This window comes from Brachybacterium sp. AOP43-C2-M15 (assembly GCF_052446295.1).
Classification (GTDB): Bacteria; Actinomycetota; Actinomycetes; order Actinomycetales; family Dermabacteraceae; genus Brachybacterium.
Genome location: NZ_JBQSWB010000008.1, coordinates 58,861 through 82,915, shown reverse-complemented (window position 1 = coordinate 82,915; position 24,055 = coordinate 58,861). Strand labels below are relative to the sequence as shown.

At 72.1% G+C, this 24,055-nt stretch carries 21 protein-coding genes; 8 read left to right on the top strand and 13 right to left on the bottom strand.

Annotation, left to right across the window (positions count from 1 at the left end):
- Positions 1 to 11: 11 nt before the first annotated feature.
- The 3 genes from ACT3SP_RS10345 (at position 12) to ACT3SP_RS10335 (ending at position 4,560) form a co-directional block, all read left to right on the top strand.
- Positions 12 to 2,324, top strand: a complete 2,313-nt coding sequence (locus ACT3SP_RS10345) for an HAD-IB family hydrolase (RefSeq protein ID WP_444587206.1) — start codon at positions 12 to 14, stop codon at positions 2,322 to 2,324.
- A 152-nt stretch (positions 2,325 to 2,476) separates the two neighbouring features.
- A complete protein-coding gene (locus ACT3SP_RS10340; protein ID WP_444587205.1) occupies positions 2,477 to 3,697 on the top strand; it encodes a YibE/F family protein in 1,221 nt (406 codons plus the stop codon).
- A 137-nt stretch (positions 3,698 to 3,834) separates the two neighbouring features.
- Entirely contained in the window at positions 3,835 to 4,560 is a 726-nt protein-coding gene (locus tag ACT3SP_RS10335) for a hypothetical protein (RefSeq protein ID WP_444587204.1), read from the top strand.
- Between the two features lie 6 nt (positions 4,561 to 4,566).
- On the opposite strand, the gene ACT3SP_RS10330 is transcribed toward ACT3SP_RS10335, so the two are convergent.
- The 7 genes from ACT3SP_RS10330 to ACT3SP_RS10300 all read right to left on the bottom strand — a co-directional run bounded on the left by ACT3SP_RS10330 (position 4,567) and on the right by ACT3SP_RS10300 (position 13,031).
- Positions 4,567 to 5,421 carry an amino acid ABC transporter ATP-binding protein gene (locus ACT3SP_RS10330; protein WP_444587203.1) on the bottom strand — a complete coding sequence of 285 codons (855 nt, stop codon included), beginning with the start codon at positions 5,419 to 5,421 and terminating at the stop codon, positions 4,567 to 4,569.
- Entirely contained in the window at positions 5,421 to 6,395 is a 975-nt protein-coding gene (locus tag ACT3SP_RS10325; RefSeq protein WP_444587202.1) for an amino acid ABC transporter permease, read from the bottom strand. Before ACT3SP_RS10325 ends, ACT3SP_RS10330 begins: the two co-directional genes overlap by 1 nt.
- A complete protein-coding gene (locus tag ACT3SP_RS10320) occupies positions 6,392 to 7,324 on the bottom strand; it encodes an ABC transporter substrate-binding protein (RefSeq protein WP_444587201.1) in 933 nt (310 codons plus the stop codon). The genes ACT3SP_RS10325 and ACT3SP_RS10320 overlap by 4 nt, the downstream gene beginning before the upstream one ends.
- A 54-nt stretch (positions 7,325 to 7,378) precedes the next feature.
- Positions 7,379 to 8,446 (bottom strand): iron chelate uptake ABC transporter family permease subunit, encoded by a 1,068-nt coding sequence (locus tag ACT3SP_RS10315; RefSeq protein WP_444587200.1) that lies wholly within the window; start codon positions 8,444 to 8,446, stop codon positions 7,379 to 7,381.
- A 120-nt stretch (positions 8,447 to 8,566) separates the two neighbouring features.
- Positions 8,567 to 8,971 (bottom strand): hypothetical protein, encoded by a 405-nt coding sequence (locus ACT3SP_RS10310; protein WP_444587199.1) that lies wholly within the window; start codon positions 8,969 to 8,971, stop codon positions 8,567 to 8,569.
- 197 nt (positions 8,972 to 9,168) lie between these two features.
- Entirely contained in the window at positions 9,169 to 11,295 is a 2,127-nt protein-coding gene (locus tag ACT3SP_RS10305; RefSeq protein WP_444587198.1) for an ABC transporter ATP-binding protein, read from the bottom strand.
- Positions 11,295 to 13,031 carry an ABC transporter ATP-binding protein gene (locus tag ACT3SP_RS10300; RefSeq protein WP_444587197.1) on the bottom strand — a complete coding sequence of 579 codons (1,737 nt, stop codon included), beginning with the start codon at positions 13,029 to 13,031 and terminating at the stop codon, positions 11,295 to 11,297. Before ACT3SP_RS10300 ends, ACT3SP_RS10305 begins: the two co-directional genes overlap by 1 nt.
- 228 nt (positions 13,032 to 13,259) lie before the next feature.
- Here ACT3SP_RS10300 and ACT3SP_RS10295 point away from each other — a divergent pair, with 228 nt between their 5' ends.
- Together ACT3SP_RS10295 and ACT3SP_RS10290 are read left to right on the top strand one after the other, a co-directional pair.
- Positions 13,260 to 13,943, top strand: coding sequence for a DUF6318 family protein (locus ACT3SP_RS10295; RefSeq protein WP_444587196.1), 684 nt, complete (start codon positions 13,260 to 13,262; stop codon positions 13,941 to 13,943).
- A gap of 387 nt (positions 13,944 to 14,330) precedes the next feature.
- Entirely contained in the window at positions 14,331 to 15,326 is a 996-nt protein-coding gene (locus tag ACT3SP_RS10290; protein WP_444587195.1) for a hypothetical protein, read from the top strand.
- Positions 15,327 to 15,693: 367 nt separating this feature from the next.
- Here the strand turns inward: ACT3SP_RS10290 and ACT3SP_RS10285 are convergent, their stop codons facing one another.
- The 4 genes from ACT3SP_RS10285 to ACT3SP_RS10270 are packed head-to-tail and all read right to left on the bottom strand — an operon-like array spanning position 15,694 to position 21,253.
- Positions 15,694 to 16,623, bottom strand: coding sequence for a class I SAM-dependent methyltransferase (locus ACT3SP_RS10285; RefSeq protein ID WP_444587194.1), 930 nt, complete (start codon positions 16,621 to 16,623; stop codon positions 15,694 to 15,696).
- A 45-nt stretch (positions 16,624 to 16,668) separates the two neighbouring features.
- Complete coding sequence (locus ACT3SP_RS10280) at positions 16,669 to 18,567, bottom strand: ABC transporter ATP-binding protein (protein WP_444587193.1); 1,899 nt, start codon at positions 18,565 to 18,567, stop codon at positions 16,669 to 16,671.
- Positions 18,564 to 20,744: an ABC transporter ATP-binding protein gene (locus tag ACT3SP_RS10275; protein ID WP_444587192.1), complete on the bottom strand. Its 2,181-nt coding sequence runs from the start codon at positions 20,742 to 20,744 to the stop codon at positions 18,564 to 18,566. Before ACT3SP_RS10275 ends, ACT3SP_RS10280 begins: the two co-directional genes overlap by 4 nt.
- Positions 20,741 to 21,253, bottom strand: coding sequence for a DUF456 domain-containing protein (locus ACT3SP_RS10270; RefSeq protein WP_444587191.1), 513 nt, complete (start codon positions 21,251 to 21,253; stop codon positions 20,741 to 20,743). Before ACT3SP_RS10270 ends, ACT3SP_RS10275 begins: the two co-directional genes overlap by 4 nt.
- Before the next feature lie 248 nt (positions 21,254 to 21,501).
- Here ACT3SP_RS10270 and ACT3SP_RS10265 point away from each other — a divergent pair, with 248 nt between their 5' ends.
- Genes ACT3SP_RS10265 through ACT3SP_RS10255 form a run of 3 tightly spaced genes read left to right on the top strand, consistent with a single transcriptional unit; the run spans position 21,502 to position 22,598 of the window.
- Entirely contained in the window at positions 21,502 to 22,173 is a 672-nt protein-coding gene (locus tag ACT3SP_RS10265; protein ID WP_444587190.1) for a VanZ family protein, read from the top strand.
- Positions 22,173 to 22,367 (top strand): hypothetical protein, encoded by a 195-nt coding sequence (locus ACT3SP_RS10260; protein ID WP_444587189.1) that lies wholly within the window; start codon positions 22,173 to 22,175, stop codon positions 22,365 to 22,367. The genes ACT3SP_RS10265 and ACT3SP_RS10260 overlap by 1 nt, the downstream gene beginning before the upstream one ends.
- Before the next feature lie 42 nt (positions 22,368 to 22,409).
- Positions 22,410 to 22,598: a hypothetical protein gene (locus ACT3SP_RS10255; protein WP_444587188.1), complete on the top strand. Its 189-nt coding sequence runs from the start codon at positions 22,410 to 22,412 to the stop codon at positions 22,596 to 22,598.
- Between the two features lie 25 nt (positions 22,599 to 22,623).
- On the opposite strand, the gene ACT3SP_RS10250 is transcribed toward ACT3SP_RS10255, so the two are convergent.
- Positions 22,624 to 23,013: a tautomerase family protein gene (locus ACT3SP_RS10250; RefSeq protein ID WP_444587187.1), complete on the bottom strand. Its 390-nt coding sequence runs from the start codon at positions 23,011 to 23,013 to the stop codon at positions 22,624 to 22,626.
- A gap of 41 nt (positions 23,014 to 23,054) precedes the next feature.
- Entirely contained in the window at positions 23,055 to 24,035 is a 981-nt protein-coding gene (locus ACT3SP_RS10245) for a beta-ketoacyl-ACP synthase III (RefSeq protein ID WP_444587186.1), read from the bottom strand.
- Between the last annotated feature and the right edge of the window lie 20 nt (positions 24,036 to 24,055).

Sequence of the window (24,055 nt, the reverse complement as noted above, 5' to 3'; positions counted from 1 at the left end):
CAGAGGATCCCATGTCGCACAGCCCCACCCCCGCCGCTCCGCCCACCGCCGGCGGCACGACCGGCGGAGGCCGTCGGATCCTGCTCACCGGCGTGACCGGCTTCCTGGGCCAGGCGGTGCTGCGCTCCCTGCTGGAGACCACCGAGGACGTGCACGTCACCGCCGTGGTGCGCCCCAAGGGCTCGGTGTCCGGTCGCAAGCGGCTCGAGCAGCTGCTGCGCAAGCCCGTGTTCGCCTCCTGGGCCGAGCTGATCGAGAAGGACGAGCAGGGGTCCGACGCCGAGGGCGGGAGCGCCGTCGACGGCAGGGCGCGGCTGAAGGAGATCTTCGATGCGCGCGTCGGCGTGCTCGAGGGTGACCTCACCGACATGCCCGAGATCACCGACCCCGTCGACGTGGTCATCCATTCGGCCTCCTCGGTGTCCTTCGACCCGCCGATCGACGAGGCGTTCCGCACCAACGTCGGCGGCGCGCAGAACCTCTACGAGGCGCTGCTGGCCTCCGGCCAGGACCCGCACGTCATCCACGTCTCCACCGCCTACGTCGGCGGCATCTCCAAGGGCCTGCGCCAGGAGGGCTCGCTCGGGGCCGACGTCGACTGGCGCGCCGAGTACGAGGCCGCGCTCGCGGCCCGTGCCCGCGTCGAGGCGGAGTCCCGTCGGCCGGAGACCCTGCGCTCCCAGATCCGCGCCGCGAAGCTCAAGGTGGGCCGCATGGGCCCCAAGACCGTCGCCTCCGCCTCGGAGGACGCGCGCCGCGAGTGGGTCGACGAGCGCCTGGTCGACTTCGGCCGCACCCGCGCCCAGTCCGTCGGCTGGACCGACATCTACACCTTCACCAAGGCGATGGCCGAGCAGGTCGCCGAGGAGCTGTGGGCCGGGGGCGGCCACCGCGTCTCCTTCGTGCGCCCCTCGATCATCGAGTCCGCGATGACCAAGCCCTACCCGGGCTGGATCGACGGCTACAAGGTCGCCGACCCGCTGATCATGGCCTACGGCCGCGGCGTGCTGCCCGAGTTCCCGGGCCTGGCCGACTCGATCCTCGACGTGATCCCCGTGGACCACGTGGTCAACGTGATCGTGGCGCTGGCCACCCAGGACGTCTCCCGCCGCGGGGACGACGCCTACTACCAGGTGGTCTCCGGCGCCTCGAACCCGCTGCCCTTCCACGAGATGGTCACCGCCGTGCGCGAGTACTTCGTGGAGCACCCGCTCGAGGACGACAGGGGCCGCCCGATCCAGGTCCCCGAATGGTCCTTCCCGGCGGTCGAGATGGTCGAGCAGCGGTTCCGCGCCAAGGAGCTCTCGGCGAAGATCGGCGCCGCCGCGGTCGGCTACCTGCCGGCCACCAAGCGCACCCGCGAGTGGACCTCCGGCCTGCACAAGGCCACGTCCGGGCTCACCATGCTGCGCAAGTACATCGAGCTGTACCGGCACTACACCAAGACCGAGATGGTCTTCGACGACGCGAACACCCGGGCTCTGCGCGAGGAGCTCCCGGAGGAGTTCCTCGCCACGCACGACTTCGACATCGCCGGGATCGTGTGGCGCGACTACTTCCAGCAGCAGCACCTGCCGGCCGTCACCGACCTGACCAAGGCCTACTCCCGGGCGAAGTCGGCCCAGAAGCGGCGCGCCTCGCGCCCGGCCCGCGAGCTCAAGCAGTCCGCGGACTCCCTGGCCGTGTTCGACCTCGACGGCACCGTGCTGGCCACGAACATCGTCCAGCAGTACTTCGCGGTGGTGCGTGCCACCAGGCCGCGCCGCACCTGGCCCGCGGAGATCGGCGGCCTGCTCGCGGCCGTGCCCGGCTACCTGCGCGCCGACCAGCGCGACCGCTCGGAGCTGATCCGCCTGGTCAACCGTCGCTACAAGGGCTACCGCAGCGAGGAGCTGCGCGCCCTCATGCAGGGAGAGGCCGGGCGGCGCATCCGCGCGTCGATCCGCCCCGAGGCGCTGGAGACCATCGAGCGCCATCGCGCCGCCGGGCACCGCACCGTGCTGGTCTCCGGGGCTCTGGACGTGCTGGTCGAGCCGCTGGCCGACCTGTTCGACGAGGTCATCGCCACCCACATGGACGAGGACTCCTCCGGCGTGATGACCGGCTACCTCGCCACTCCCCCGCTGGTCGACGAGGCCCGCGCGAACTGGCTGCGCAAGTACGCGGACCTCCACGGCGCCGACCTGTCCACCTCCTACGGCTACGGCGACTCCCACGCCGATGCGGCCTGGCTGTCCCTGGTGGGCACCCCGACCGCCGTCGCCCCGGACCTGGGCCTGTACGCCGTGGCGAAGAAGAAGCGCTGGCAGATCCTGGAGTGGTGAGCCACGGCAGGCGCGCCCGGCGCGACGGGGACCGCCCCGCGCCGCCTGCCGCCGGGCACGGTCACGGGCATGGGCACGGGCACGGGCATGTCCACCGGCACGGTGCGGGGCGGGCCGCCCCCGTCGCACAGCGCGCCCGCACCGTCCTGACGGTGCTGACCGTCCTGCTGCTGCTCGCGACCGCGATCGGCGTGCTCCTGCTCTGGCCCGGGCCGGGCACGGAGACCGAGAGCAGCGAGTTCCTCGCCCCGGGCGTCGAGATCGTGCCGGTCACCGTGACGGCGGCCGCCGATCCGGCGGATCTCGCGGAGATCGAGGGCTCCGAGGACCCGGCCGACGCCGCCGGCCTCGAAGGCATGGTCGTGGTCGAGGCCGTGGGCCGCGCGGCACCGATCAAGGACGTGACGGTCTCGGTGGAGGTGCCGCCCGAGGTCGCGGCCGACGGCCTCCACGTGGGCGACCGGATCCGCGTGCTCAGCGTGGCCGAGGCCGGCGGCGAGGAGTCGAGCGGCGAGGAGTCGAGCGGCGAGCAGGCCGGCCCCGGGCAGGTCATGTACTACTTCGACCACGACCGCTCGCTGCCCCTGGGCCTGCTGCTGGTCGCCTACCTGCTGCTGGTGGCCCTGGTGGCCCGCGGGAGCGGTCTGCGGGCGATGGCGGGCCTCGCCGCCGGCGTGGCGATCGTGCTGTGGTTCATGCTGCCGGCGATCTTCGCCGGGGAGAACGCGATCCTGGTGGCCCTGGTCGCGGCCTCGGCCATGATCTTCCCGTGCGTCTACTTCGCCCACGGCATCTCCGTGCGCACCACCACGGCGGTGCTCGGCACCTTCGGCGGCGTCGCGGTCACCGTGGTGATCGCGATGGCCGCCGGACGGCCCACCGGGATGACCGGGGCCGACGGGGAGGCCGCACAGATCCTCTACTCGACCCATCCCCATCTCTCGCTGCCCGCGGTGTTCCTGGCGGGCGTGATCATCTCGGGCCTGGGCGCCCTCAACGACGTCACCATCACCCAGGCGTCCTCCGCCTGGGAGCTGCGCGCCGCGATGCCGGAGGCCTCCCGGCTCGAGGTGTTCACCGCGACCATGCGCATCGGCCGCGACCACATCGCCTCGACCGTCTACACCCTGGCCTACGCCTACATCGGCTCCGCCCTGCCCCTGCTGATGTACGCCAGCACCATCAACCGCTCGCTGATGGACACCCTCACCTCCGGGGAGATCGCGGCGGAGATCTTCCGGACCCTCATCGCCTCGATCGGTCTGGTGCTCGCGATCCCCCTGACCACGGCGATCGCGGCGCTGCTGGCCTCCCGGCCCACCGAGCGCAGGTCGCGACGGCAGCAGCTGCAGGAGCGTCTGGCGCGCTTCTGAGGATGCCGCCGCGCGCACGACCGCGCGTACGACCATGGGGAGTCCTCCCCATGCCGTCCTGCACGGGGAGTCCTCCCCATCGTCAGCGCTCCTGCCTGCACATATGGTGTGGACATCGACTACATGAGGAGGACACCATGTCCCGCACGATCATCACCCGCGGCGCCGCTCTGGCCGCCGCGACCATGCTGGCGCTGACCGCCTGCGGCGGTACCGACGAGGACGGCACCGGCGGCACGGACGAGGGCGCCGCGGGGATCGAGGAGCAGGAGGCCGACGCCGCGGAGGAGGAGGCCGACGACGCGGAGGGCTCCGACGAGGACGCGGGGGCGGACGGCGCAGAGGACGCCGACGACGCCGCCGAGGACGACGCCGATGCCGAGGAGGACGAGGACGCCGGGGGCGACGCCGCCGCCGAGGGCACGGTCGTGGAGATCGGCACCGAGTTCACCGACGAGGAGACCGGTGACGTGATCACCATCGTCTCCGCCGTGCGGGACAACGCCACGGAGTACTACAAGGCCAGCGACAACCCCGACGGCGAGATGATCTATCTCGAGGTGCAGGTGACCCCGGGCGAGCAGTTCGGCGGCGTCATCAGCCAGCAGGACTTCCTGCTGGACGACGACGGCACGGAGGTCAACTACGCCTCCGCCGCCTCCGACGAGGTGGAGGCGGCCGGCTACGACTACTTCGACGGCGCCCCGCGTCGCGAGGGCGAGGCCACCGGCTACGTCCCGATCTACGTCGAGACCACGGGCGACACCCTCGAGGGGGCGTACGTGCGGCCCGAGGCGAAGGTGCTCGGCGAGGACGAGACCATCCCCGAGTTCCGCGCGGAGTTCGAGATCCCGGCGGCCTGAGCCGGCTCACAGCACCGAGTCGAGGAAGCCCTTCAGGCGGTCGGACTCGGGGTGGTCGATGACCTGGTCGGGGGTGCCCTGCTCGAGGATCCGGCCCTCGTCCATGAACACGACCTGGTCGGCGACCTCACGGGCGAAGCCCATCTCGTGGGTCACCACGACCATGGTCATCCCGTCGGCCGCCAGGTCCTTGAGCACCGCGAGGACCTCGGAGACCAGCTCCGGGTCCAGGGCGCTGGTCGGCTCGTCGAAGAGCATCAGCTCCGGGTCCATCGCGAGCGCCCGGGCGATCGCGACCCGCTGCTGCTGCCCGCCGGAGAGCTCGGAGGGATAGTGGTCCGCGCGATCGGCCAGCCCCACGCGCTCCAGCAGGGTGCGGGCCTTCTTCTCGGCCGCGGCCTTGGGGAGCCCGCGCACCTGCACCGGTGCCTCCATCACGTTGCCGAGCGCGGTGAGGTGGGGGAAGAGGTGGAAGCGCTGGAAGACCATGCCGATGCGGGAGCGCTGGGCGGCGATCTCGGCGGAGGAGAGCTTCTGCCAGCGCCCGTCGGGCAGCGGATCGGGCTGGTAGCCCTGCACCACGTCGTCGATCAGGACCCGCCCGGCGCTCGGCTCCTCGAGCTGGTTGATGCAGCGCAGCAGGGTCGACTTGCCCGATCCCGACGGGCCTACCAGCACGGCCACCTCGCCGGAGCGCACCGTGAGGTCGCAGTTCTTGAGCACGTGCAGGTCCCCGAAGGACTTGTGCACGCCCTCGACGCGGATGACGGTCGCGGGAGCGGTGTCGGGCCCGTCGGCCTGCGCGTGCTGCGCGTGCTGGGCGCCCTGCGGGTGCTGGGGATCCTGGGGGGTCTGGGTCATCACTGCTCCACCTCCGGGAGCCTGGTCTGCGGGGTGGTGCCGGAGCTGTTCACGGCCGCGATGCGGGAGCGCCTGCCGCCGCCCGCCGCGGGGGTGCGGACGTCGAAGCCGCGACCGAAGTACTTCTCGAGGAAGTGCTGACCCACCATCAGGACGCTCGTGATCGCGAGGTACCACAGGGCCGCGACGATGAGCAGCGGGATCGGGGTGAACAGCTTGTTCGCGATGCCGTTGGTGGCGAACGTGAGATCGAGGGTGAACGGCACCGCGAGCACCAGCGAGGTGGTCTTGAGCATGCCGATGGTCTCGTTCCCGAGCGGCGGCACGATCACCCGCATGGCCTGCGGGACGATGATGCGGCGCAGGATCTTGCCGTTGCTCATGCCGAGCGCCTTCGAAGCCTCCGTCTGGCCCTTGTCCACGGAGTTCAGGCCCGAGCGGATGATCTCGGCGAGATAGGCCCCCTCGTTCAGGCCCAGACCGATCACGGCCGCCCAGAACGCGGTGAGCAGGTCGCGGGTGGAGAAGCTCAGCAGCTCGGGGCCGAAGGGTACGCCCACCGCGATCTTGGGCACGATCACGGTGAACAGGCCCCAGAACACCAGCTGGGTGTAGACCGGGATGCCGCGGAACACGAAGATGTACGCCCAGCTCACACCTCGCAGCACGGGGTTGTCGCTGCGGCGCATGATCGCGGCGGTGAGCGCCACGACGGTGCCCAGCACCATCGACAGCAGGGTCAGCAGCAGCGTCCAGCCCACGCCCTGGACGACCTTCACGTCCAGGAGGTAGGTGGCGACCGTGCCCCACTCGAGCACCTCGTTGGTGACCAGGAACCGGATCAGGGCCAGGACGGCCAGGGCCACGATCACGGCGGAGACCCAGGTGCCGGGGCGCGGAGCGGCCTTGGCGCGGATCGGGGTGTAGCCCTGCGCCGAGGCGGGGGCGGCGGTGGGGTGCTGGGTGGTGCTCACGGCTGGGGGTTCACTTCCGCGGTCGGGATCATGCCTGCTTCGTTGCCCCATGCAGCGAGGATGCGCTCCATGTGGCCGGAGTCGATGAGGTGCTGCACGGCCTCGCGGAGGGCCTCGGCCAGCTCGGGCTGGTCCTTGGCGACGACGATGCCGTTGAGCGCGGACTCCTCGATCTCGCCGACCTCCTCGAGGGTCCCGCGGGAGCGGGCGATGGCGTAGGCGGTGACCGGGGAGTCTGCCATGAGGATGTCGCCCTTGCCACCGGCGACGTTGGTCGCCGCGTCGGAGTTCGAGGCGTAGGCGAGCATGTCGTAGGCGGACTCCCCCGCGTCCCGGCACTCCTGGGAGCGCTCGATGGACAGCTCCTCCTGGTAGGTGCCCACCTGGAGGGCGACGCGCTTGCCGCAGAGGTCGTCGGGGTGGATGCCGTAGGGGTTCCCGGCCTTGACCGCGTAGGAGATGCCGGCCTCGAAGTAGGAGACCATGTGGACGGCCTCGAGCCGCTCCTCGTTGACGGTGAAGCTCGAGATGCCGACGTCGTAGCTGGAGCCGACGGCGGGGATGATCTGCGCGAACACCGCGGCCTCGGTGCGGGTGCCGAGCCCGAGGACGGCGCCGATGCCGGCGAGGATGTCCATGTCGTAGCCGATCGCGCGGCCGTCGGAGCCGACGAACTCGCCGGGGGCGTAGTTCAGGGCGGCACCGTTGACCAGCTCGCCGCGCTCGCGGATCTCCTCCGGCACGAGCGCGGAGATCTCGGGCACCTCGTCGATGTCGCTGAGGTCCACCTCGGGCACGGCGTTCGACTCGGCGTCCAGGCGCTCGGAGGCGCGGGTGCAGGCTGCGAACGCCGGGACGAGCGACGCGCCGCCCAGGGCGAGCGGCAGCGCGCGCAGGAGAGTGCGCCGGCGGGGGCGGGAAGCAGTCACGGGCGGAATCTTATGCACTCCTATGCATGACGACAAATCGGTGAGGTCTGCGCCTCATGTCGCCCGTCCCTCGCACGGGAATGCGGGCCCGCGCAGCACCGTGAGGAGCGCGAGCACCCCCAGCACCGGAAGGCCGACCACGAGCAGCACCAGGCCCGCCGGATGCTCGACGGGGACGGCGATCAGGCGTCCGACCAGGTCGGACAGCAGCAGCACCGCCGCACCGAGCGGCAGCGCGCAGAGCATTCGGCCCAGGTTCCCCGGCCCCACCGCCGCGGCGGCCAGTGCGCCCGCGAGCAGACCCACGAACGCGAAGGAGCCGATCCCGACCGTCGCGGTGCCGACCACCACGGAGATCCCGGCGACCCCGATCATCACGGCGGGCAGGCCGTCGCCGAGCATCGCGAGCAGCACGGAGGCGACGAGCAGCAGCACCACGCCCACGCTCAGCAGGGGAAGGATCCACCACAGCGAGGGCGCGGTGGTGCCGTCGAGGCCACCCAGACCGCCCCAGTGCCGACCGAGGTCCGCGATCCCCGGGTCCAGCCGCCGCGCGGCCAGCCACGCGAGGTACCCCGCGCCGAACAGTGCGAGGCCGCCGCCGGCCAGCGCCGCGCGACCCGCGGGCGAGCGCAGGCGCCGGGCGATCAGCAGCAGCGCTGTCACCCCGAGGGCCGCGCCGAGCACGGCCAGCACCAGCAGCAGCGGTGTCCCGCGCAGTCCGGAGGCACCCCCGACGAGCGAGAGCAGCAGGCACGGCAGAGCGGCGAGCACGACGGGCCCGGAGGCGCCGGGATCCAGCACGGGGCTGCGTCCCAGAGCCTGCAGGACCGAGCCTGCGCCGGCCACGGCGGCCCCGGCGACCAGGGCCAGCACGGTGCGGGGAACGCGAAGCTCCTGCACCACGAGCACGGTCCGCGGGTCCCCGCGTCCGCTCAGCGCGGCGATCATCTCCCCCGGTGCGATCGTCGCAGCGCCCAGCATCAGGCTGAGCACCACGGCGAGCACCGCCACGAGCGTCGCGAGCACCGCTGCGATCAGGGTCCTCCCGATCGCGCCGACGCCGGGGACCACGAGGGACGGCGGTGCGCCGGCGGGCGACGAGGGAGCGGGGCGGTCCATACCGGGGAAGCGTAGCCCGAGCCGATCCGTCGGGCCCAGGCCCTCCGACCGGTCATGAGGCTCCCCGGACGGCTCGGACGGCCCGCATCCCGACAGCTCGCGCCCGCGGGACCGGAGCGCTCAGCCGTCGCAGTAGCAGGGCTTGGCCAGGAAGCACTCCGGGCACAGCGCCAGGGGACGTTCCGTGCGGCTGCGGGTGGACGACGCGCGGCCGCCCTTGGTGCCGCCATGGTTGACGGGATGGGTGATCCCCCAGCGGCGCGAGTCGCTGCTGGGCCAGCGGGTGGCCCCGGGCGCGGCGGCGGCCGCCTCCTCCTCGGAGGCGAAGCCGTAGGTGTAGCCGTAGTAGATCGTCAGAGGCGGGCCCTGATCGGTGCGCTCGGCGCGGATGCCGTCGCTGCGACGGGAGTAGCGGGCGATGGGCAGATGCTCGGTGATCGCACGCAGGAGCGCGTGGTTCTCCGAAGGGATCTGGTTCTCGGCCAGGGCCTGGTCGAGCGTGTCATAAACGGTGTCGGCGTTCATGGCGAACCTCCTCCGACATGGAAAAGCGACCGCGAGAATGCGGCCGCTGCTCCCATTGTGACCAGCCTCCGCGGTTCCGTCGAGTCCGCGACCGGTTCTTCACATCCGCGCGGGGTCCCAGCATCGCCGTCGGCCCCGCACGGAGACGCGCCGTCGGCCCCCGCGCCCCTCCCGTCGTCGGCCTCGCGCCCCGCCGATCACACCCCGCCCAGCGGGATCGATCCGGTGGTGGTGGGGGCGTCCTCCTCGGCCCGACCCTCCTCCTCGGCCCGGCTCTCCTCCTCGGCGTCGACGTCCACCGCGGCCCCCTCGAACTGGGAGCGGTACAGCCGCGCATAGGCCCCGCCGAGCTCGAGCAGCTGCTCGTGGTCGCCCTGCTCGACGATGTCCCCGGCCTCCATCACCAGGATCAGGTCCGCATCGCGGATGGTGGAGAGGCGGTGGGCGATGACGAAGCTGGTGCGTCCCTCGCGCAGACGGTTCATGGCGTTCTGCACCAGCACCTCGGTGCGGGTGTCCACGCTCGAGGTGGCCTCGTCCAGGATCAGCAGGCTGGGGCGGGCCAGGAACGCGCGGGCGATCGTGACCAGCTGCTTCTCACCGGCGGACAGCGTGGTCTCGTCGTCGTCCACGACGGTGTCGTAGCCCTCGGGCAGCTGGCGGGCGAAGTCGTCGACGTGGGTGGCGCGCGCGGCCTCGATCACCTCCTCGTCGCTCGCGTCCAGCCGCCCGTAGCGGATGTTCTCCCGCAGCGACCCCTTGAACAGCCAGGTGTCCTGCAGGACCATCCCGGTGCGCTCCCGCAGCTGCGCGCGGGTGAGGTCGCGGATGTCGATCCCGTCGATCGTGATCCGGCCGCCGTCGACCTCGTAGAAGCGCATCACGAGGTTGACCAGGGTGGTCTTGCCCGCCCCCGTCGGCCCCACGATCGCGACCGTGTGCCCCGGATCCGCGACCAGCGAGAGGTCGCGGATCAGCTCCCGCTCGGGAACGTAGGAGAAGCGCACGTGCTCGAACTCGACGCGCCCCTCTCGCAGCCCCTCCGCGGCGGTGAGCACCGTGGTCTCCGCCTCCTGCTCCTCGGCGTCCAGCAGCTCGAAGACCCGCTCGGCGCTGGCCACGCCGGACTGCAGCATGGTGGCCATCGACGCGACCTGGCTCAGCGGCTGGGTGAACTGGCGCGAGTACTGGATGAAGGCCTGCACGTCGCCGAGCGTGAGCTGGCCGGAGACGATCCGCAGCCCGCCCACGATCGCGATCGCGACGTAGCTGAGGTTCCCCACGAACATCATCAGCGGCATGATCAGCGAGGAGACGAACTGGGCACCGAAGGTGGCGCGGAACAGCGTCTCGTTGCGCTCCTCGAAGCGCTCGGCCACCTGCTCGCGACGCCCGAACACGGTCACCAGCACGTGCCCGGTGTAGGCCTCCTCGACCTCGGAGTTCAGCACACCGGTGGCGTCCCACTGCTGGGCGAACAGCTTCTGGGCCTGCTTGCCGACCAGCCCGGTGACCACCAGCGCCACCGGGATCACCGCGAGCGCGATGAGCGAGAGCTGCCACGAGATCGTGAGCATCATGACCAGCACGCCCAGCACCATGAGGATCGAGTTCACCAGTCCGGTGACCGTGTTCATCAGGGTGTTCTGGAGGTTGTCGATGTCATTGGTGACGCGCGAGAGGATCTCCCCGCGCTTCATCCGGTCGAAGTACGCCAGCGGCAGCCGGTGCAGCTTCTCCTCCACGTCCCGGCGCAGCCGCGAGACCATGCGGTAGACGATCCGGTTCAGGGCCACGCCCTGCAGCCACATGAGCAGCGCGGAGACGGCGAAGAGGCCCACGGCGAGCGCGAGCGTCTGGTGCAGCGCGGTGAAGTCGATGCCCACGCCCGGGGTGAGGGTCATCCCCGAGAGCATGTCCGCGAACTGCTCCTGCCCGTCCGCGCGCAGCTCGGCGATGACGTCCGCGGGGTCGGCGCCGGCGGGGAGGTTCTTCGAGAGCAGCCCCGTGAAGATGATGTCCGTGGCGCGTCCCAGGATGCGAGGCCCCACCACGCTGAACGCCACCGAGATCGTGCCCACCACGATCGCGGCCAGGAGGTAGAAGCGCTCGGGGCCCATCTCGCGCACCAGGCGCTTGGTCGAGGGCCAGAAGCTCTTCGCGCTCTGACCGGGCCGCAGCCCGCGAGCGGCATCCTTCTCCGCGGCGATCTCGGCGGCGGTCGCCGCCTCGTCGCCGGCGAGCTTCGCGGTCGGGGTGTCGTCGGCCGTCGGGGTGCCGTCGGGCGCAGTCCCGTCGGGGAGGTTCTCGTCGGGGGTGCTCATCAGGCCACCTCCTCCTCGACGCCCTGCGACCGGACGATCTCCTGATAGGTCTCCGAGCTCTCGAGCAGCTCGGTGTGCGTGCCCTGGTCGACGATGCGGCCGTTGTCCAGCACGAGGATCAGATCGGCCGACGTGATGGTCGTGACGCGCTGGGCGACGATCAGCACCAGCGCGTCACGGGTCTCCGGGACGAGCGCGGAGCGCAGCCTCGCGTCGGTGGTGAGGTCCAGCGCGCTGAAGGAGTCGTCGAACAGGTACAGCGACGGCTTCGCGGCGAGAGCCCGGGCGATGCACAGGCGCTGGCGCTGACCGCCCGAGACGTTGGTGCCGCCCTGCGCGATCGGGGACTCCAGCTCGGTCGGCATCGCGGCGACGAAGTCCCGTCCCTGGGCGACGGTGAGCGCGTGCCAGAGATCCTGCTCGTCGGCCGTCGGGCTGCCGAAGCGGAGGTTGGAGGCGATCGTCCCGGAGAAGAGATAGGGCCGCTGCGGGACCAGGCCCACCCGGTCCCAGAGGACGCGGGCATCGAGATCGCGCACGTCGTGACCGTTGAGCAGCACCCGTCCCTCGGTCGCGTCCATCAGGCGCGGCACGAGGTTGATCAGGGTGGTCTTGCCGGCGCCGGTGCCGCCGATGATCGCGACGGTCTGGCCCGCGCGGGCGGAGAAGGAGATGTCCTCGAGCACCGGACGCTCGGCGCCGGGGTAGGTGAAGGAGACGTCCTCGAAGGTCAGCTCGAGCGGCCCTTCGAGCTCGCGCACTCCGTCCAGGCTCTGCACCACGCTGGTCTCGGTCTCGAGCACCTCCGTGATGCGCTCGGCGGAGACCATCGCACGGGGGATCATCATGGTCATGAAGGTCGCCATCATGACGGCGATGAGGATCTGCATCAGGTAGGCGATGAAGGCGGTGATCGAGCCGACCTCCATCTGCCCGGCGTCGATGCGCGGCGCCGCCACCAGCAGCACCATCACGCTGGAGATGTTCAGGATGAACATGATGATCGGGTTGATGAGGATCATCAGCAGGCCGATCCGGCGGTTGAGCTCGGTGAGCTCGTGGTTGACCGCGCCGTAGCGCTCGCGCTCGCGGTCCTCGCGCACGAAGGCTCGCAGCACGCGGATCCCGGTGATCTGCTCGCGCAGCACGCCGTTGATGTCGTCGATCTTCCCCTGCATCTGCTTGAACAGCGGAGCGGCCCGGGCGATCAGGATGCCGACGGCGATCAGCATGACCGGCACCATCACGGCGATCAGCCAGGCCATCCCCGGCTCCACCCGCAGCGCCAGGATCACGCCGCCGATGCCGGTCACCGGGGCCTGCACCAGCATGTTCAGGGCGAAGAAGACCAGCATCTGCACCTGCTGGACGTCGTTGGTGGAGCGGGTGATCAGCGAGGGGGTGCCGAACTCGGCGAGCTCGCGCGGGGAGAAGGAGTTCACGCGGCCGAACACCCTCGAGCGCAGGTCCCTGCCGACGCGCATCGCCGAGCGCGCGGCGAAGAAGTTCGCCGCGACCAGCGCGATGATGTTGCCCAGCGAGATGACCAGCATCAGCCGGCCCAGCTGCCAGATGACGGGGACGTCCGCCTTGGCCACGCCGTCGTCGATGATGTCGGCGTTGAGGGTGGGCAGGTAGAGCGCGGCCAGCACGCCGACGGTCTGGAAGAGCACCACGAGGAGCACCCAGATCCAGTACGGCATCAAGCCCCTCAGCACCAGGCGCAGCAGGGTCACGAGATTCCTTCCGAGAATCCGCTCCGGGCCGGGACGGCGGCCGGGCGGCCTGGGAAGCATAGGCGCTCGGGCCGACGTCCGGCATCCGACTAACGGTGGATCAGCGCAGGGCGGAGTCCGGGCTCGAGGGGGCGTGAGGTGGGCGCGGATCGGGCGTGAGGTGGGCGTGAGGTGGGCGTCGCCACCTCTCCCGGGTCGTGCGGAGACTCATCCTCTACCGTGGAGCGCGTGAAACGACCGGTCCAACGCCTCATCATCATCGCGCTCGCGCTCCTGCTGGTGGTCCCCCTGGGTGTCATGGGGATCGGCCAGGTGCTGAACCCGGGCGCCGAGTCTGAGGAGCAGGCGGTCGAGGGCCAGGACGACCGGACGACGGTCGACCCCGACGAGCAGCCTCCTCGCCCCGAGCTGCCGCGGCCCGAGGAGCCGGCGGGCCTGACCGAGCAGAGCTCCGAGGGCGCCGAGACCACGCTCACCTACCTGCTCGAGTCCTACGACTACATGATGAGCAGCGGCGACGTCTCCGTGTGGGAGGACTCCGTGGACCCCAAGTGCGAGGTCTGCGTGCGCTTCCTGCAGAACGCCGAGCAGCTCGCCGAACAGGACGGCTACCTGGTGGACGGCGCCTTCGCCGTGCACTCCACGACCTTCGAGGGCACCGGCGAGCCGCCGGCCACCGGCACCGTGGTCGCCGACTTCACGCAGGAGGAGTCGATCCTCGTGGACGACCCGAACCTGCAGGCCAATGCTCTGGACGCCGTGTCCGGGCAGCTGATCGCGACCATGGCGTGGGACGGCGACCGCTGGCGGGTGACCGACATGAGCATCGCTCCCCCCGAGGGCGCCGCGAGCGACGGCGGCGGGGCGAGCGACTCGGGCGGCACCGACGGTGCGGACGGCGTCGGCGGCTGAGCGCGCCCCCGCACAGCACCCAGCACCCAGCACCCAGCACCCAGCACCCAGCACCCAGCACACCCGACACAAGGACCCCCGACCCCAGCACCCCCGACCCCAGCACACCCGACCCCAGCCTCTCCTTCCGTGCCGAGGTCGCCTGACACGTCGGTATCGCTGGTCGACGTCTTCTGACGCGTCGGAATGGACGCCGCATAGCGACACGTCAGGCGACGTGCCAGAGCGGTGCGCAGGAGTCGACGTCCCAGGAGCGGTCCACCGCCTGCGCACTCCTGCGCGCCGCGGGTGCCGCCCGCGGGCATCGCGCGCTGCCCGGCGTGCCCATGACCAGCGCACTGTGGATGACGCGAGGCCTCGTCGGGGCCTCCGCGCGAGCCTGTTCCCATGTCACGCACCGCCGCTCCCGTCGCCTCGCTCGTCCCCTGGCCGGTGTTCACCCGCTCCGAGGCGCTCGCAGCGGGCGTGCACCCTGAGCGTCTGCGCCGGTCCGACCTGGTCCGCCTGCGCCGTGGACTGTTCGCGGTGCGCGGCCACGACGTCCTCGAGAGGGACATCGCCCTGGCCGTCTGCCGCAGCGATCCTCGGGCGGTGGTGGTCGGCCCCTCGGCGGCCAGGCTCCACGGGATGCCGCTCCCCCGGGAACTCGAGGCGCAGAGCAGACCGGTCCACATCGCCCTGCCCACCGGCCGCAACGGCTCCGACGACGTGGTCCGATGGCGGCACCTCTCGCTCGCCGCGCAGGACGTGGAGGTGCGCCGATTCGCCGCGCCCCGTCCCGGCGGCGGCTGGGATCAGAGCGTCATGGGGGCGCTGCGCCTCTCCTCGCGCCCCCGGACCTGGCGCGATCTGGCCGCGGACCTCTCCCACGACCGGTCGGTGAGCATCGGCGACAGCCTGGTGCGCACGCCCCGTCCCGAGTTCGATCACGGACGGACGGCGCCCTGGTGCACGCTCGAGGAGCTGCGAGCCCAGTGCACGGGGCGGCACACCGGGGCTCTCGAGCGGGCGGCGCGCGACGTCCGCGTCGGGGCGGACTCGCCGACGGAGACTCTGCTCCGGCTCGCGTTCCAGGACGCCGGCCTGCCGGCGCCGCGCCTCAACGAGCGGCTGCGCGCCGACGACGGGAGCCCGCTGCACACCCCGGACTTCCACTGGGAGCAGTACCGGGTGTGCGCGGAGTACGACGGAGCGCCGCACAACGCCGACGAGCAGGTCGCGCGCGACATCCGCCGAGCGCGGCGCGCGGCGCGGGCCGGCTGGACCGAGGTGCGTCTCCATGCCGCGGACCTGCGGTCCGGCTGCGCCGGCGCGATCCGGGAGGTGAGCACGGCGCTCCAGCGGGCAGGATGGCCCGGACCGCAGCGTGCGGACCGACGCTGACCCCGCCACGGCGCCGTGCGTCGTCCGACCGGGCCGCTCTCCGCTCGTACGGCCGCTCCTGTCGGCAGGTGGTCGACCGGGACCGAAGCCCTCTCGCGAGCACGCGAGCCGGAGCACTCGAGCCGGAGCATGCGAGCCAGAGCATGGACGAGCACGACGCCTGACTCGTCGCCATGAGACCTGCTTTCCGACACGTCAGGCGACGTCGACCCGGCACACCGACACGTCAGGCGACGCCGACCCGGCACACCGACGCATCAGGCGACACCGACCCCGCCGTCCGGCGTCGGGCCCACCCGTTCCACGAAGCGCACCGGGGAGGACGGGATCTCGCGCGGTTCCTCGACGCCGGCTCCGGAGAAGTCGCTCATCCCTCCCCGGATCCTGGTCCCCGGCGTGCCGCAGCCGCGGCCCGCCGGTACAGGAACAGATCGGTGCGGTACGGCACGCCCACCTCCTCGCCGGGCGCGTGCCCGAGGTGCTCGTGGAGGTACCAGTCCAGGTTCGCGAGCACCCTCGCCCGACGCTCCTCGGGGGCGGTGAGGACGTAGCTGCGGGTGCGGGCCAGGTCGATGACGTCCTGCGTGGGCATCGGGTCCTGCCACTGATGAGTGCTCCGCGCGAGCAGCTCGAGCTCGGGGCCGACCGTGGGCAGGAACTGCTCGCGGTGGATGTCGCCCGCGTGCATGATCCGCGAGAGGCGGTGCACCCACGGGATCGTCACGTCGAGCATGTTCCACACCAGGGCGAGCACCCCTTCGGGCGCGAGCAGCCGCGCCACCTCGGCCGACGCCGCCTCGGCGTCGAACCAGTGCCAGGCCTGGGCGACGGTGACCAGCTCGGCGGAGTCCGCGGGCAGGCCGGTGCTCTCGGCGGCGGCGAGGTGGGTGCTGAGGTGGGCGGTGCGGCCCGGGCCGTCCGACGGGGCAGCACCGTCCGACGGGGCAGGGCCGTCCGACGGGGCAGGGCCGTCCGTCGCCCGTCCCCGTGCGATCTCGAGCATGGCGGGGCTGGTGTCCACCGCGGTGACGGTCATCCCCCGCTCCACCAGTGCCCAGGAGAGCTTCCCGGTCCCGGCACCGAGGTCGATCGCACGCCGCGCCGCGCCGTCGCCCGCCCCGACCTGCGCGAGGATCGCGTCGAGCACCGGTGCCGGATAGCCGGGGCGCAGGCGGTCGTAGTCCTCGCCCTGGTCCCGGAAGGCGGCGGCGAGCGCCTGCTTCCGCTCGGCGCTGCCGAAGCGCGGCTCGTCGCGGGCGGAGATCGGGGGGACCGGCGGGTTCAGCGGATCGGGCACGAGGACGATCCTAGAGGTCGGCCCCGCGGGCGCCCCCGCCGCCCCTCAGCGCTCGCTGCGGTGCGCGACCCAGGAGCGGTGCAGCCCCGCGTAGATGCCGTCCTCGATGCCGACCAGCTCGGCGTGGGTGCCGTGCTCGACCAGGTCACCCTCGTCGAGCACCATGATGCGGTCGGCGCGCTCGGCGGTGGAGAGGCGGTGGGCGATGGTGATGGTGGTGCGGCCGCGGGCGAGGCCGTCGATCGCCTGCTGCAGGCGCACGTCCGCGGCGGGGTCGACGGCGCTGGTGGCCTCGTCGAGCACGATCACGTCCGGGTCGGCCAGGTAGGCGCGGGCCAGGGCGACCAGCTGCCGCTCTCCGGCGCTGAGCGACTCGCCGCGCTGGCCGACGAGGGTGTCCAGCCCGTCGGGCAGCTCGTCCGCCCAGGTCCCGAGCCCCAGCTCGTCCAGTGCCCGCCGCATCTCCTCCGCGGTGGCGTCCGTCTTCCCGTACAGCAGGTTCCCCGCGACGGTGGTGTCGAAGAGGAAGCCCTCCTGCGGCACCATGATCACGCGCGAGCGCAGCGAGGCGTAGGGCACCAGGCGCAGCGGCACCCCGCCGATGCGGATCTCGCCCGAGGCGGGGTCCATCATGCGGGTGAGCAGCTTCGCGAAGGTGGTCTTGCCGCTGCCGGTCTCGCCCACGATCGCGATGCGGGACCGGGCCGGGATGTCGACGTCGATGCCGTGCAGCACCTCGGGCCCGGTGGGATAGGCGTAGCGCAGCGCGGAGATCTCGATGTCCAGCAGCCCCTCGGGCAGCTCCGTCGCCCCGGGCGCGGGCGCGCCCCGTCGGCCGGTGTGGGGGTCCATGGCGCCTGCGGGGTCGGCGACGTCGGCCGGGGTGTCGAGCACGCCGAGCACGCGGCGCCAGCCGGCCACGGCGTTCTGCGCCTCGGAGAGCATCTCGATGCCCATGCGGACGGGCTGGCTGAACAGGGAGACGAGGAAGACGAAGGCGACCACGCCGCCTGCGGTGAGGTCCGCGCCCGGCAGGTCGACGCCGAGCGCCCCGGTGCCCAGCACCACGCCGACCACGACCACCACGGCGGTGGCGAGCCCGTCGGCCGTCTCCGAGAGGAAGAAGGAGGCGGACTGCGGCCGCAGCACGGCGAACTGGGCGTCGCGCACCTCGCCGATGCGCTCGACCTGCCCGCGACGGGTGCGCTCCTCGGTGCCGTAGGCGCGCACGGTGGCAGAGCCGACGAGCGACTCGGAGACGGCACCGAGCATCCGGCCGACGTTCGTGCGCACCACCTGGTACCGGGCGCGGATGCGCTTCTGCAGCGAGCCCATGATCAGCAGGATCGGGAGGTAGCAGATCCACACCACCAGCGCGAGCGGCCAGGAGTAGAAGACCATCACCGCGGTGGCGAGCACGAGCTGGAAGCTCATCACCACCAGCATGATCCCGCCGAAGCTCATGAACTGGCTGACGGTGTCGACGTCGCTGGTCACGCGGGAGACCAGCGCGCCGCGCTGCTCGGTGCCCTGGGTGAGCAGGGAGAGGTCGTGGATGTGGCGGAAGGCGCGCTTGCGCAGGGTCGCCAGCGAGGTCTCGGCCAGGCGGAACAGGCGCCGGTTCATCAGCACGTTGCAGGTCGCGGTGCACAGCAGCACGAGGGCCGCGAGCCCGGCCGCCCCGGCGACGAAGGCGACGTCCGGGCGCTCGGGCGCGATGATCCCGCGGTCCAGGATCGACTGCACCGCGATCGGCACCACCACCTTGCCGGCGGTGGCGATCACCGCGAGCAGCAGGGTGATCCACAGGCCGCGCAGCAGCTCGGGGGTGAGGGCGAGGCCGCGGCGGATCGTCGCGACCGCGCCCTCGTCGGTGGCGGTCTCGCTGCCGAGGGCGGAGGAGGTGCCGGTCGCGGCGGTGCGGGCGGCGGGTGCGGCGGTCATCGGCCGACCTCCTCGTCGGTCGCGTCGGTCGCGTCGGTCGCGTCGGTCGCGTCGGTCGCGGCAGGCTCCTCGCGGCCGACGACGGGGGTGGCGCCGGTGCTGGTGGGCACCTCGCACTCGCCCTCGTCTCCCGTCAGCTCCTCGCGGCGGTAGCGGCCCGCGCCGTGCTTCTCGACGGCGTCGGCGACCATGCGCTCCCGCTCGGCGGTCACGCCGACGGCGGGGTCGGGGCCGTCGCTGGGCTGGGGCTTGGTGGCCTCGAGCAGGTTGTGGGAGATCGCGGCCTCGTCGTAGGCGTCCACCAGGGCGCGGTAGCCCTCGCAGCGCGAACGCAGCTCCTCGTGGGTGCCGGCATCCCCCACCCGGCCGTGGTCGAGGAACACGACCTGGTCGGCGAGGGAGATGGTGGACTTGCGGTAGGCGATCAGCAGCAGCGTCGAGGAGGTCATCGCGCGCCGGATCCCGTCGAGGATCGCGAGCTCGACACTGGGGTCGCAGGCGCTGGTGGCGTCGTCGAGGATCAGCAGCCGGGGCCGACGGGCGAGAGCCCGGGCGAGGGCGATGCGCTGGCGCTGGCCGCCCGAGAGCGAGCCGCCGCGCTCCCCGAGCTCGGTGTCCAGCCCTTCGGGCAGGGCGTCGACGAACGCCTCGGCCTGGGCGACGCGCAGCGCCCAGCGCACCGTGGCCTCGTCGATGTCCTCGCCGAGGGTGACGTTCTCGCGCACGGTCGCGTCGAACACGAAGGCCTGCTGGAGCACGAGGGCGACGTCCGCGGTGAGCGCGTCGGCCGTGAGGGTGCGCAGCTCGGCGCCGTCGAGGCGGATGTCGCCGGCGGTGGGGTCCACGAGCCCGGCGGCCAGCAGCGCGAGGGTGGACTTGCCGGAGCCGGTGGCGCCGACGACGGCGAGCACGCGCGTCCCCGCGGTGGGATCGGCGCGCAGGCTCACGGCGGTCAGGGCATGCCCCTCGCGCACCTGGAGGTCGTCGGCGCGCGTGCTGCGGCCCAGGATCACCTGCTCGGGATCGTCGCGGTAGACGAAGGTGACCTCGTCGAAGGACAGCACGCCGGGCCCCTTGGGCAGCGGGTCGGGGCCGTAGGTGCGCTCCTCGGCGACGTCGAGGATCTGCTGGACGCGGCCGCCGCCGACGACGGTGCGGGAGAGGTCCCCGAGCACCCAGCCGAAGGAGCGGATGGGCAGGGACATCAGCGTGAACAGGTAGGCGACCTCGACCAGCTGGCCGGTGGTCAGGTGCCCCTCCCCGATCCGCCAGGCGCCGAGCACGGCGACGGCGAGGATGCCGAGGTTGGGCAGGGCGTCGATCGCGGGGTCGAACCAGCCGCGGATGTAGCCGAAGCGGATGCCGGTCCCGCGCAGATCGTCGGCGGCGCGGGTGAAGCGCTTCTCCTCGACGTCCTCGCGGCCCAGCGACTTGACCACGTTGGCGCCGTCGAAGGACTCGTGGGCGATCTCGGCGACCTCCGCGCGCAGCTGCTGGGAGCGCATGGCGATGGGGGTGGCGAAGCGCTGCAGCAGCACGTTGAGGAGGATGAGCACGACGATCAGCGCGAGCATGACCACCAGGATCACGGGGTCGATGCGGGCCACCACCACGGTGGCGTAGGCGAGCATCACCAGGGTGGACAGCGCGAAGGGGAAGGGCGCCATCGCGAAGAAGGTCGCCTCGACGTCGGAGTAGACGGAGCTGAGCAGGGTGCCGGTGGCCTGGCGGCGGTGCCACAGCAGCGGCACCTTCGCGTACACCGCGGCGATCCGCTCGCGGTAGAGGCGGAACAGGTCGTACTGGGCGGCGGCGGCGAAGATGCGCCGCGCCATCACGGTGACCGCGCGGGCCACGGCGATGCCGAGGATCGCCGCGCCGCCGCCGAGGAGCAGGGCGGGGGCGGCCTCGCCGGCCTGGAAGGAGGGCACGATGACCTCCTCGGTGACCCGGCCGATCACGGCGGAGGTGCCGATCTGCAGCAGGGCGAAGGCGCTCGCGCCGAGCACGGCGAGGGAGAACCAGGCGCGCTGCTCCCAGGAGCCCTTGAGCAGGCGCTTCAGTCCCGGGATCAGCACCGCCGGGTGCTGCGGGAGGGGCGGTGCGGCGAGGGACGGGACGGCGGTCGAGGGGTAGGGCGGGGCGGGGGTGCGGGTGCGGGTGCGGGTGCGGGTCATGCGACCACGAAGTGGACGACGACGGCGATCGCGAAGGTGATCGTGGAGAGCATCGCGAGGGCGAACTCGATCATGATGCCGACCCCGAGGGCCTTGATCGCGATCCAGGCGGAGGTGAAGCCCTTCCGCCAGTCCTTCTGCCGCAGCGCCTCGGAGACGTACAGGCCGAGGAGGAATCCGAGGGGCAGGCCCAGGAAGGGGATCACGAAGATGCCGACGATGCCGGAGGCGATGCCCACGTAGACCGGCCACATGGGCACCTCGGCGGCGTGGAGCTTCCGCCCGGTGAGCACGTAGCTGGTGGTCATGCCGATCGCGCCGAACACGAGGACCAGGCCGAAGGCGACCCAGGCGGGCCATCCGCCCACCACGATCGCCCAGACCAGGGTCGCGATCACGAGGGTGATGGTGCCGGGCAGCACGGGCACGACGATGCCGCTGAGGCCCACGACGTAGGCGAGACCGACGAGGACCGTCACGATGATCTGGACGGTCAGGCTGTCGACCATGGGATGTCCTCCGGGGTGCTGGGCTGGGTGGTCTCGGGCGGCCTGCACCGTCGGCGTGATCGTTCACGGAGGCGGGGCGGGGCGGCGACGTCGGCCCTGTGCGGGGCCTCGTCCATCCTATCGGGAGAGGCGACGGACGGGCCGGGCCTTCGGGCTCGGACCCGGCACCTCGGCTCCGCGGCGGACGACGGACGACGGACGACGGACGACGGAGGGATCCTCCAGCGACCCGTCGTAGCGTTCTCGGCGTGAACGAGTTGATGCGGCTGGTCCTGGTGGGCATCGCGGGCGGGCTCGGCGTCTTCGCCGTGGTCCTGCTGCCGGCGATGTGGCTGCAGCGACGCCGCTTCGGGGCGGTGCGCCCGCCGCGGCTGGTGGCGGTGGCCGCGATCTGCGTGTACACGATGACGCTCGCGGGGCTCACGATCGCCCCGGCCTACGACGTGGCGGTGACCTGCCGGTCCCGAGCGGGCGGCGTGGCGCGGCTGGACCCCTTCCACACGGCCGCCGAGCTGCTGGCCCTGCAGCGCGGCGGGGCGGCGTGGTGGGAGGTGCTCGCGAGCTTCCCGCTCGCGCAGGTCGCGATGAACATGGCCCTGTTCCTGCCGCTGGGGATGATCCTGCGCGGGGTGTTCCGGCTGGATGCGACCGCGTCGGTGGCCATGGCGATGCTGCTCTCGGCGCTGATCGAGATCACGCAGTACACCGGGGCGTTCGGGATCTACCCGTGCGGGGTGCGGATCGCGGACATCGAGGACCTGGTCGCGAATACGGTGGGCGCTCTCGCCGGGGTGCTGTGCGCACCGCTCGCGACACGGCTCGGTGTCCCGCTGTTCGTGCACGAGCGACCGCTGGACAGGCCCGTCGACGACGACGCACGGTCCCCCCGCTCAGGGTCGGGATCGGACGGTCTCCTGTGATGGACACCGCGGAGAACAACCCTGCCGAGGAAGGGCTCGGGAACCGCACCCGCGAGCTCAACGGCGCCGCCGCCCGTGAGGCGCTCGAGAACTGCCAGCGCACCGGAGAGGCACGGAGGGACCACTCCGAGACGACCGACGTCGTGGACGGGAGCGGCAACCGGGTCGACCCGGCGGGATGGCCTTACGAGTGATGGTGTCGAACGACCGTGATCCCCGACCGAGGAGGGACCCCCATGAGCGACGACCTCCCGCACGTGGAACGGTACTTCCCGGGCGTCGTGCGGGAGTCCGGGGCCGACGTGCTGTGGGTGCTCCCGACCGATCAGGGCAACGCCTCCGTGCGCCAGGGCTCCGACGGCTCCTGGGGGCGGACGTCGGGCAGCGAGGGCATGCCGGACGACATCGCCGAGCCGGCCCGCTGAGCGGTGCGAGTGCGCGCCGCCGCGATCAGACGTCGACGCGGTAGTCCAGGGCCAGGTCCGCCGCATTGCGCCCTCTGATCCCCCAGTTCACGCGAGGGGTCTCCGTGATGGTCACCTCGACGCTGTGCGGCGGGGTCCCGGCCTCCTGCTCGAGGCGGGTGAAGAGCTCGTCGATCAGCGAGCGCTTGGCCGCCTCGGACCGGCCCTCGAACATCGAGATCTCGATGATCGTGTAGTCGGGGCCGCGGTCCTCGGGATGCACGAAGTCCTCGCGGTCCAGGGCGATGAAGCGCTGGAACCGCTTCTCCGGCGGGTAGTCCAGCGCCGACATGATCGCCGCGTGGATCGCGTCGGAGAGCGACGCCCGACGGCGCTCGATCGACTCCCGGTGCCCGTACACGATGATCTGCGCCATCGCTCCACCCTACGCAGTGCTCGTCTCCTCGCGGGACGCCCTCAGGGCAGGCGGACCACCTGGCCGGCCCAGGAGAAGCCGCCGCCGAAGCCGATCAGCAGGGCGGTCGCGCCCGAGGGGATCCGGCCGGCCTCGCGCATCCGGGAGATGGCCAGCGGGATGGTCGCCGCGGAGGTGTTGCCGGAGGTGATGATGTCGTCGGCGACGATCGCGTCCTCGCGCAGGTCGAGCGCGGCGGCGAGAGGCTCGATCATGCGCAGGTTCGCCTGGTGGGGCACGAACACGTCGATGTCCTCCATGGTCAGTCCCGCGGCCTCGACGATGCGGCGGGAGATCGTCGGGGCCTCGCGCAGCGCCCAGCCGAGCACCTGGCGGCCCTGCTGCGCGAAGGCCGGGCCCTCGCCGCCGATGGTGACGGCGTCGGCCAGCTCGGTCACGCTCCCCCACACCACGGGCGAGATCGTCGGCTCCTCGCTCGGGACCATGACCATCGCCCCGGCGCCGTCGGCGGTGAGGATGCAGGTGGTGCGGTCGGTGTAGTCGGTGACGGCCGAGAGCTTCTCCGCACCGATCACGAGGGTCGCGCGCGAGGCTCCGGTGCGCAGCGACATGTCCGCCACGGCGAGCGCGTGCTCGAAGCCGGAGCAGGCCGCGCCCACGTCGAAGGCGGCGGGGTCGGACAGTCCCAGCATCTGCGCGACGCGGCCCGCGACGCTCGGGGAACGCTCGTGGTTGGAGCAGGTCGCGACGATCACCTGGGTGATCTCCGCAGGGTCCAGGCCCGCGTCGGCCAGGGCCGCCCGGGCCGCCGGGGCGGCGAGATCGGCGACGTCCTCGCCGTCGGCCGCGATGTGCCGCTCCTCGATGCCGGTGCGCTGGCGGATCCACTCGTCGCTGGTCTCGACCAGCTGCTCGAGGTCGTGGTTGGTCATGACCCTCTCGGGCCGATGGTGCCCGGTCCCGATGATCCGGGAGCCGCCCGCGATCGGGGTCGCGGCGAGAGGTCGGGAGGTGGCGGTCATGCGCGCTCCTTGGGGTCGAG

What these genes read in the sequence shown, in the direction of transcription:
- ACT3SP_RS10345 (WP_444587206.1), top strand. Translation starts at nt 12, where the DNA reads ATGTCGCACAGCCCCACCCCCGCCGCTCCGCCCACCGCCGGCGGCACG.
- ACT3SP_RS10335 (WP_444587204.1), top strand. Translation starts at nt 3,835, where the DNA reads ATGTCCCGCACGATCATCACCCGCGGCGCCGCTCTGGCCGCCGCGACC.
- ACT3SP_RS10330 (WP_444587203.1), bottom strand. Translation starts at nt 5,421, where the DNA reads ATGACCCAGACCCCCCAGGATCCCCAGCACCCGCAGGGCGCCCAGCAC.
- ACT3SP_RS10315 (WP_444587200.1), bottom strand. Translation starts at nt 8,446, where the DNA reads ATGGACCGCCCCGCTCCCTCGTCGCCCGCCGGCGCACCGCCGTCCCTC.
- ACT3SP_RS10310 (WP_444587199.1), bottom strand. Translation starts at nt 8,971, where the DNA reads ATGAACGCCGACACCGTTTATGACACGCTCGACCAGGCCCTGGCCGAG.
- ACT3SP_RS10305 (WP_444587198.1), bottom strand. Translation starts at nt 11,295, where the DNA reads ATGAGCACCCCCGACGAGAACCTCCCCGACGGGACTGCGCCCGACGGC.
- ACT3SP_RS10290 (WP_444587195.1), top strand. Translation starts at nt 14,331, where the DNA reads ATGTCACGCACCGCCGCTCCCGTCGCCTCGCTCGTCCCCTGGCCGGTG.
- ACT3SP_RS10280 (WP_444587193.1), bottom strand. Translation starts at nt 18,567, where the DNA reads ATGACCGCCGCACCCGCCGCCCGCACCGCCGCGACCGGCACCTCCTCC.
- ACT3SP_RS10275 (WP_444587192.1), bottom strand. Translation starts at nt 20,744, where the DNA reads ATGACCCGCACCCGCACCCGCACCCGCACCCCCGCCCCGCCCTACCCC.
- ACT3SP_RS10270 (WP_444587191.1), bottom strand. Translation starts at nt 21,253, where the DNA reads ATGGTCGACAGCCTGACCGTCCAGATCATCGTGACGGTCCTCGTCGGT.
- ACT3SP_RS10260 (WP_444587189.1), top strand. Translation starts at nt 22,173, where the DNA reads ATGGACACCGCGGAGAACAACCCTGCCGAGGAAGGGCTCGGGAACCGC.
- ACT3SP_RS10255 (WP_444587188.1), top strand. Translation starts at nt 22,410, where the DNA reads ATGAGCGACGACCTCCCGCACGTGGAACGGTACTTCCCGGGCGTCGTG.
- ACT3SP_RS10250 (WP_444587187.1), bottom strand. Translation starts at nt 23,013, where the DNA reads ATGGCGCAGATCATCGTGTACGGGCACCGGGAGTCGATCGAGCGCCGT.
- ACT3SP_RS10245 (WP_444587186.1), bottom strand. Translation starts at nt 24,035, where the DNA reads ATGACCGCCACCTCCCGACCTCTCGCCGCGACCCCGATCGCGGGCGGC.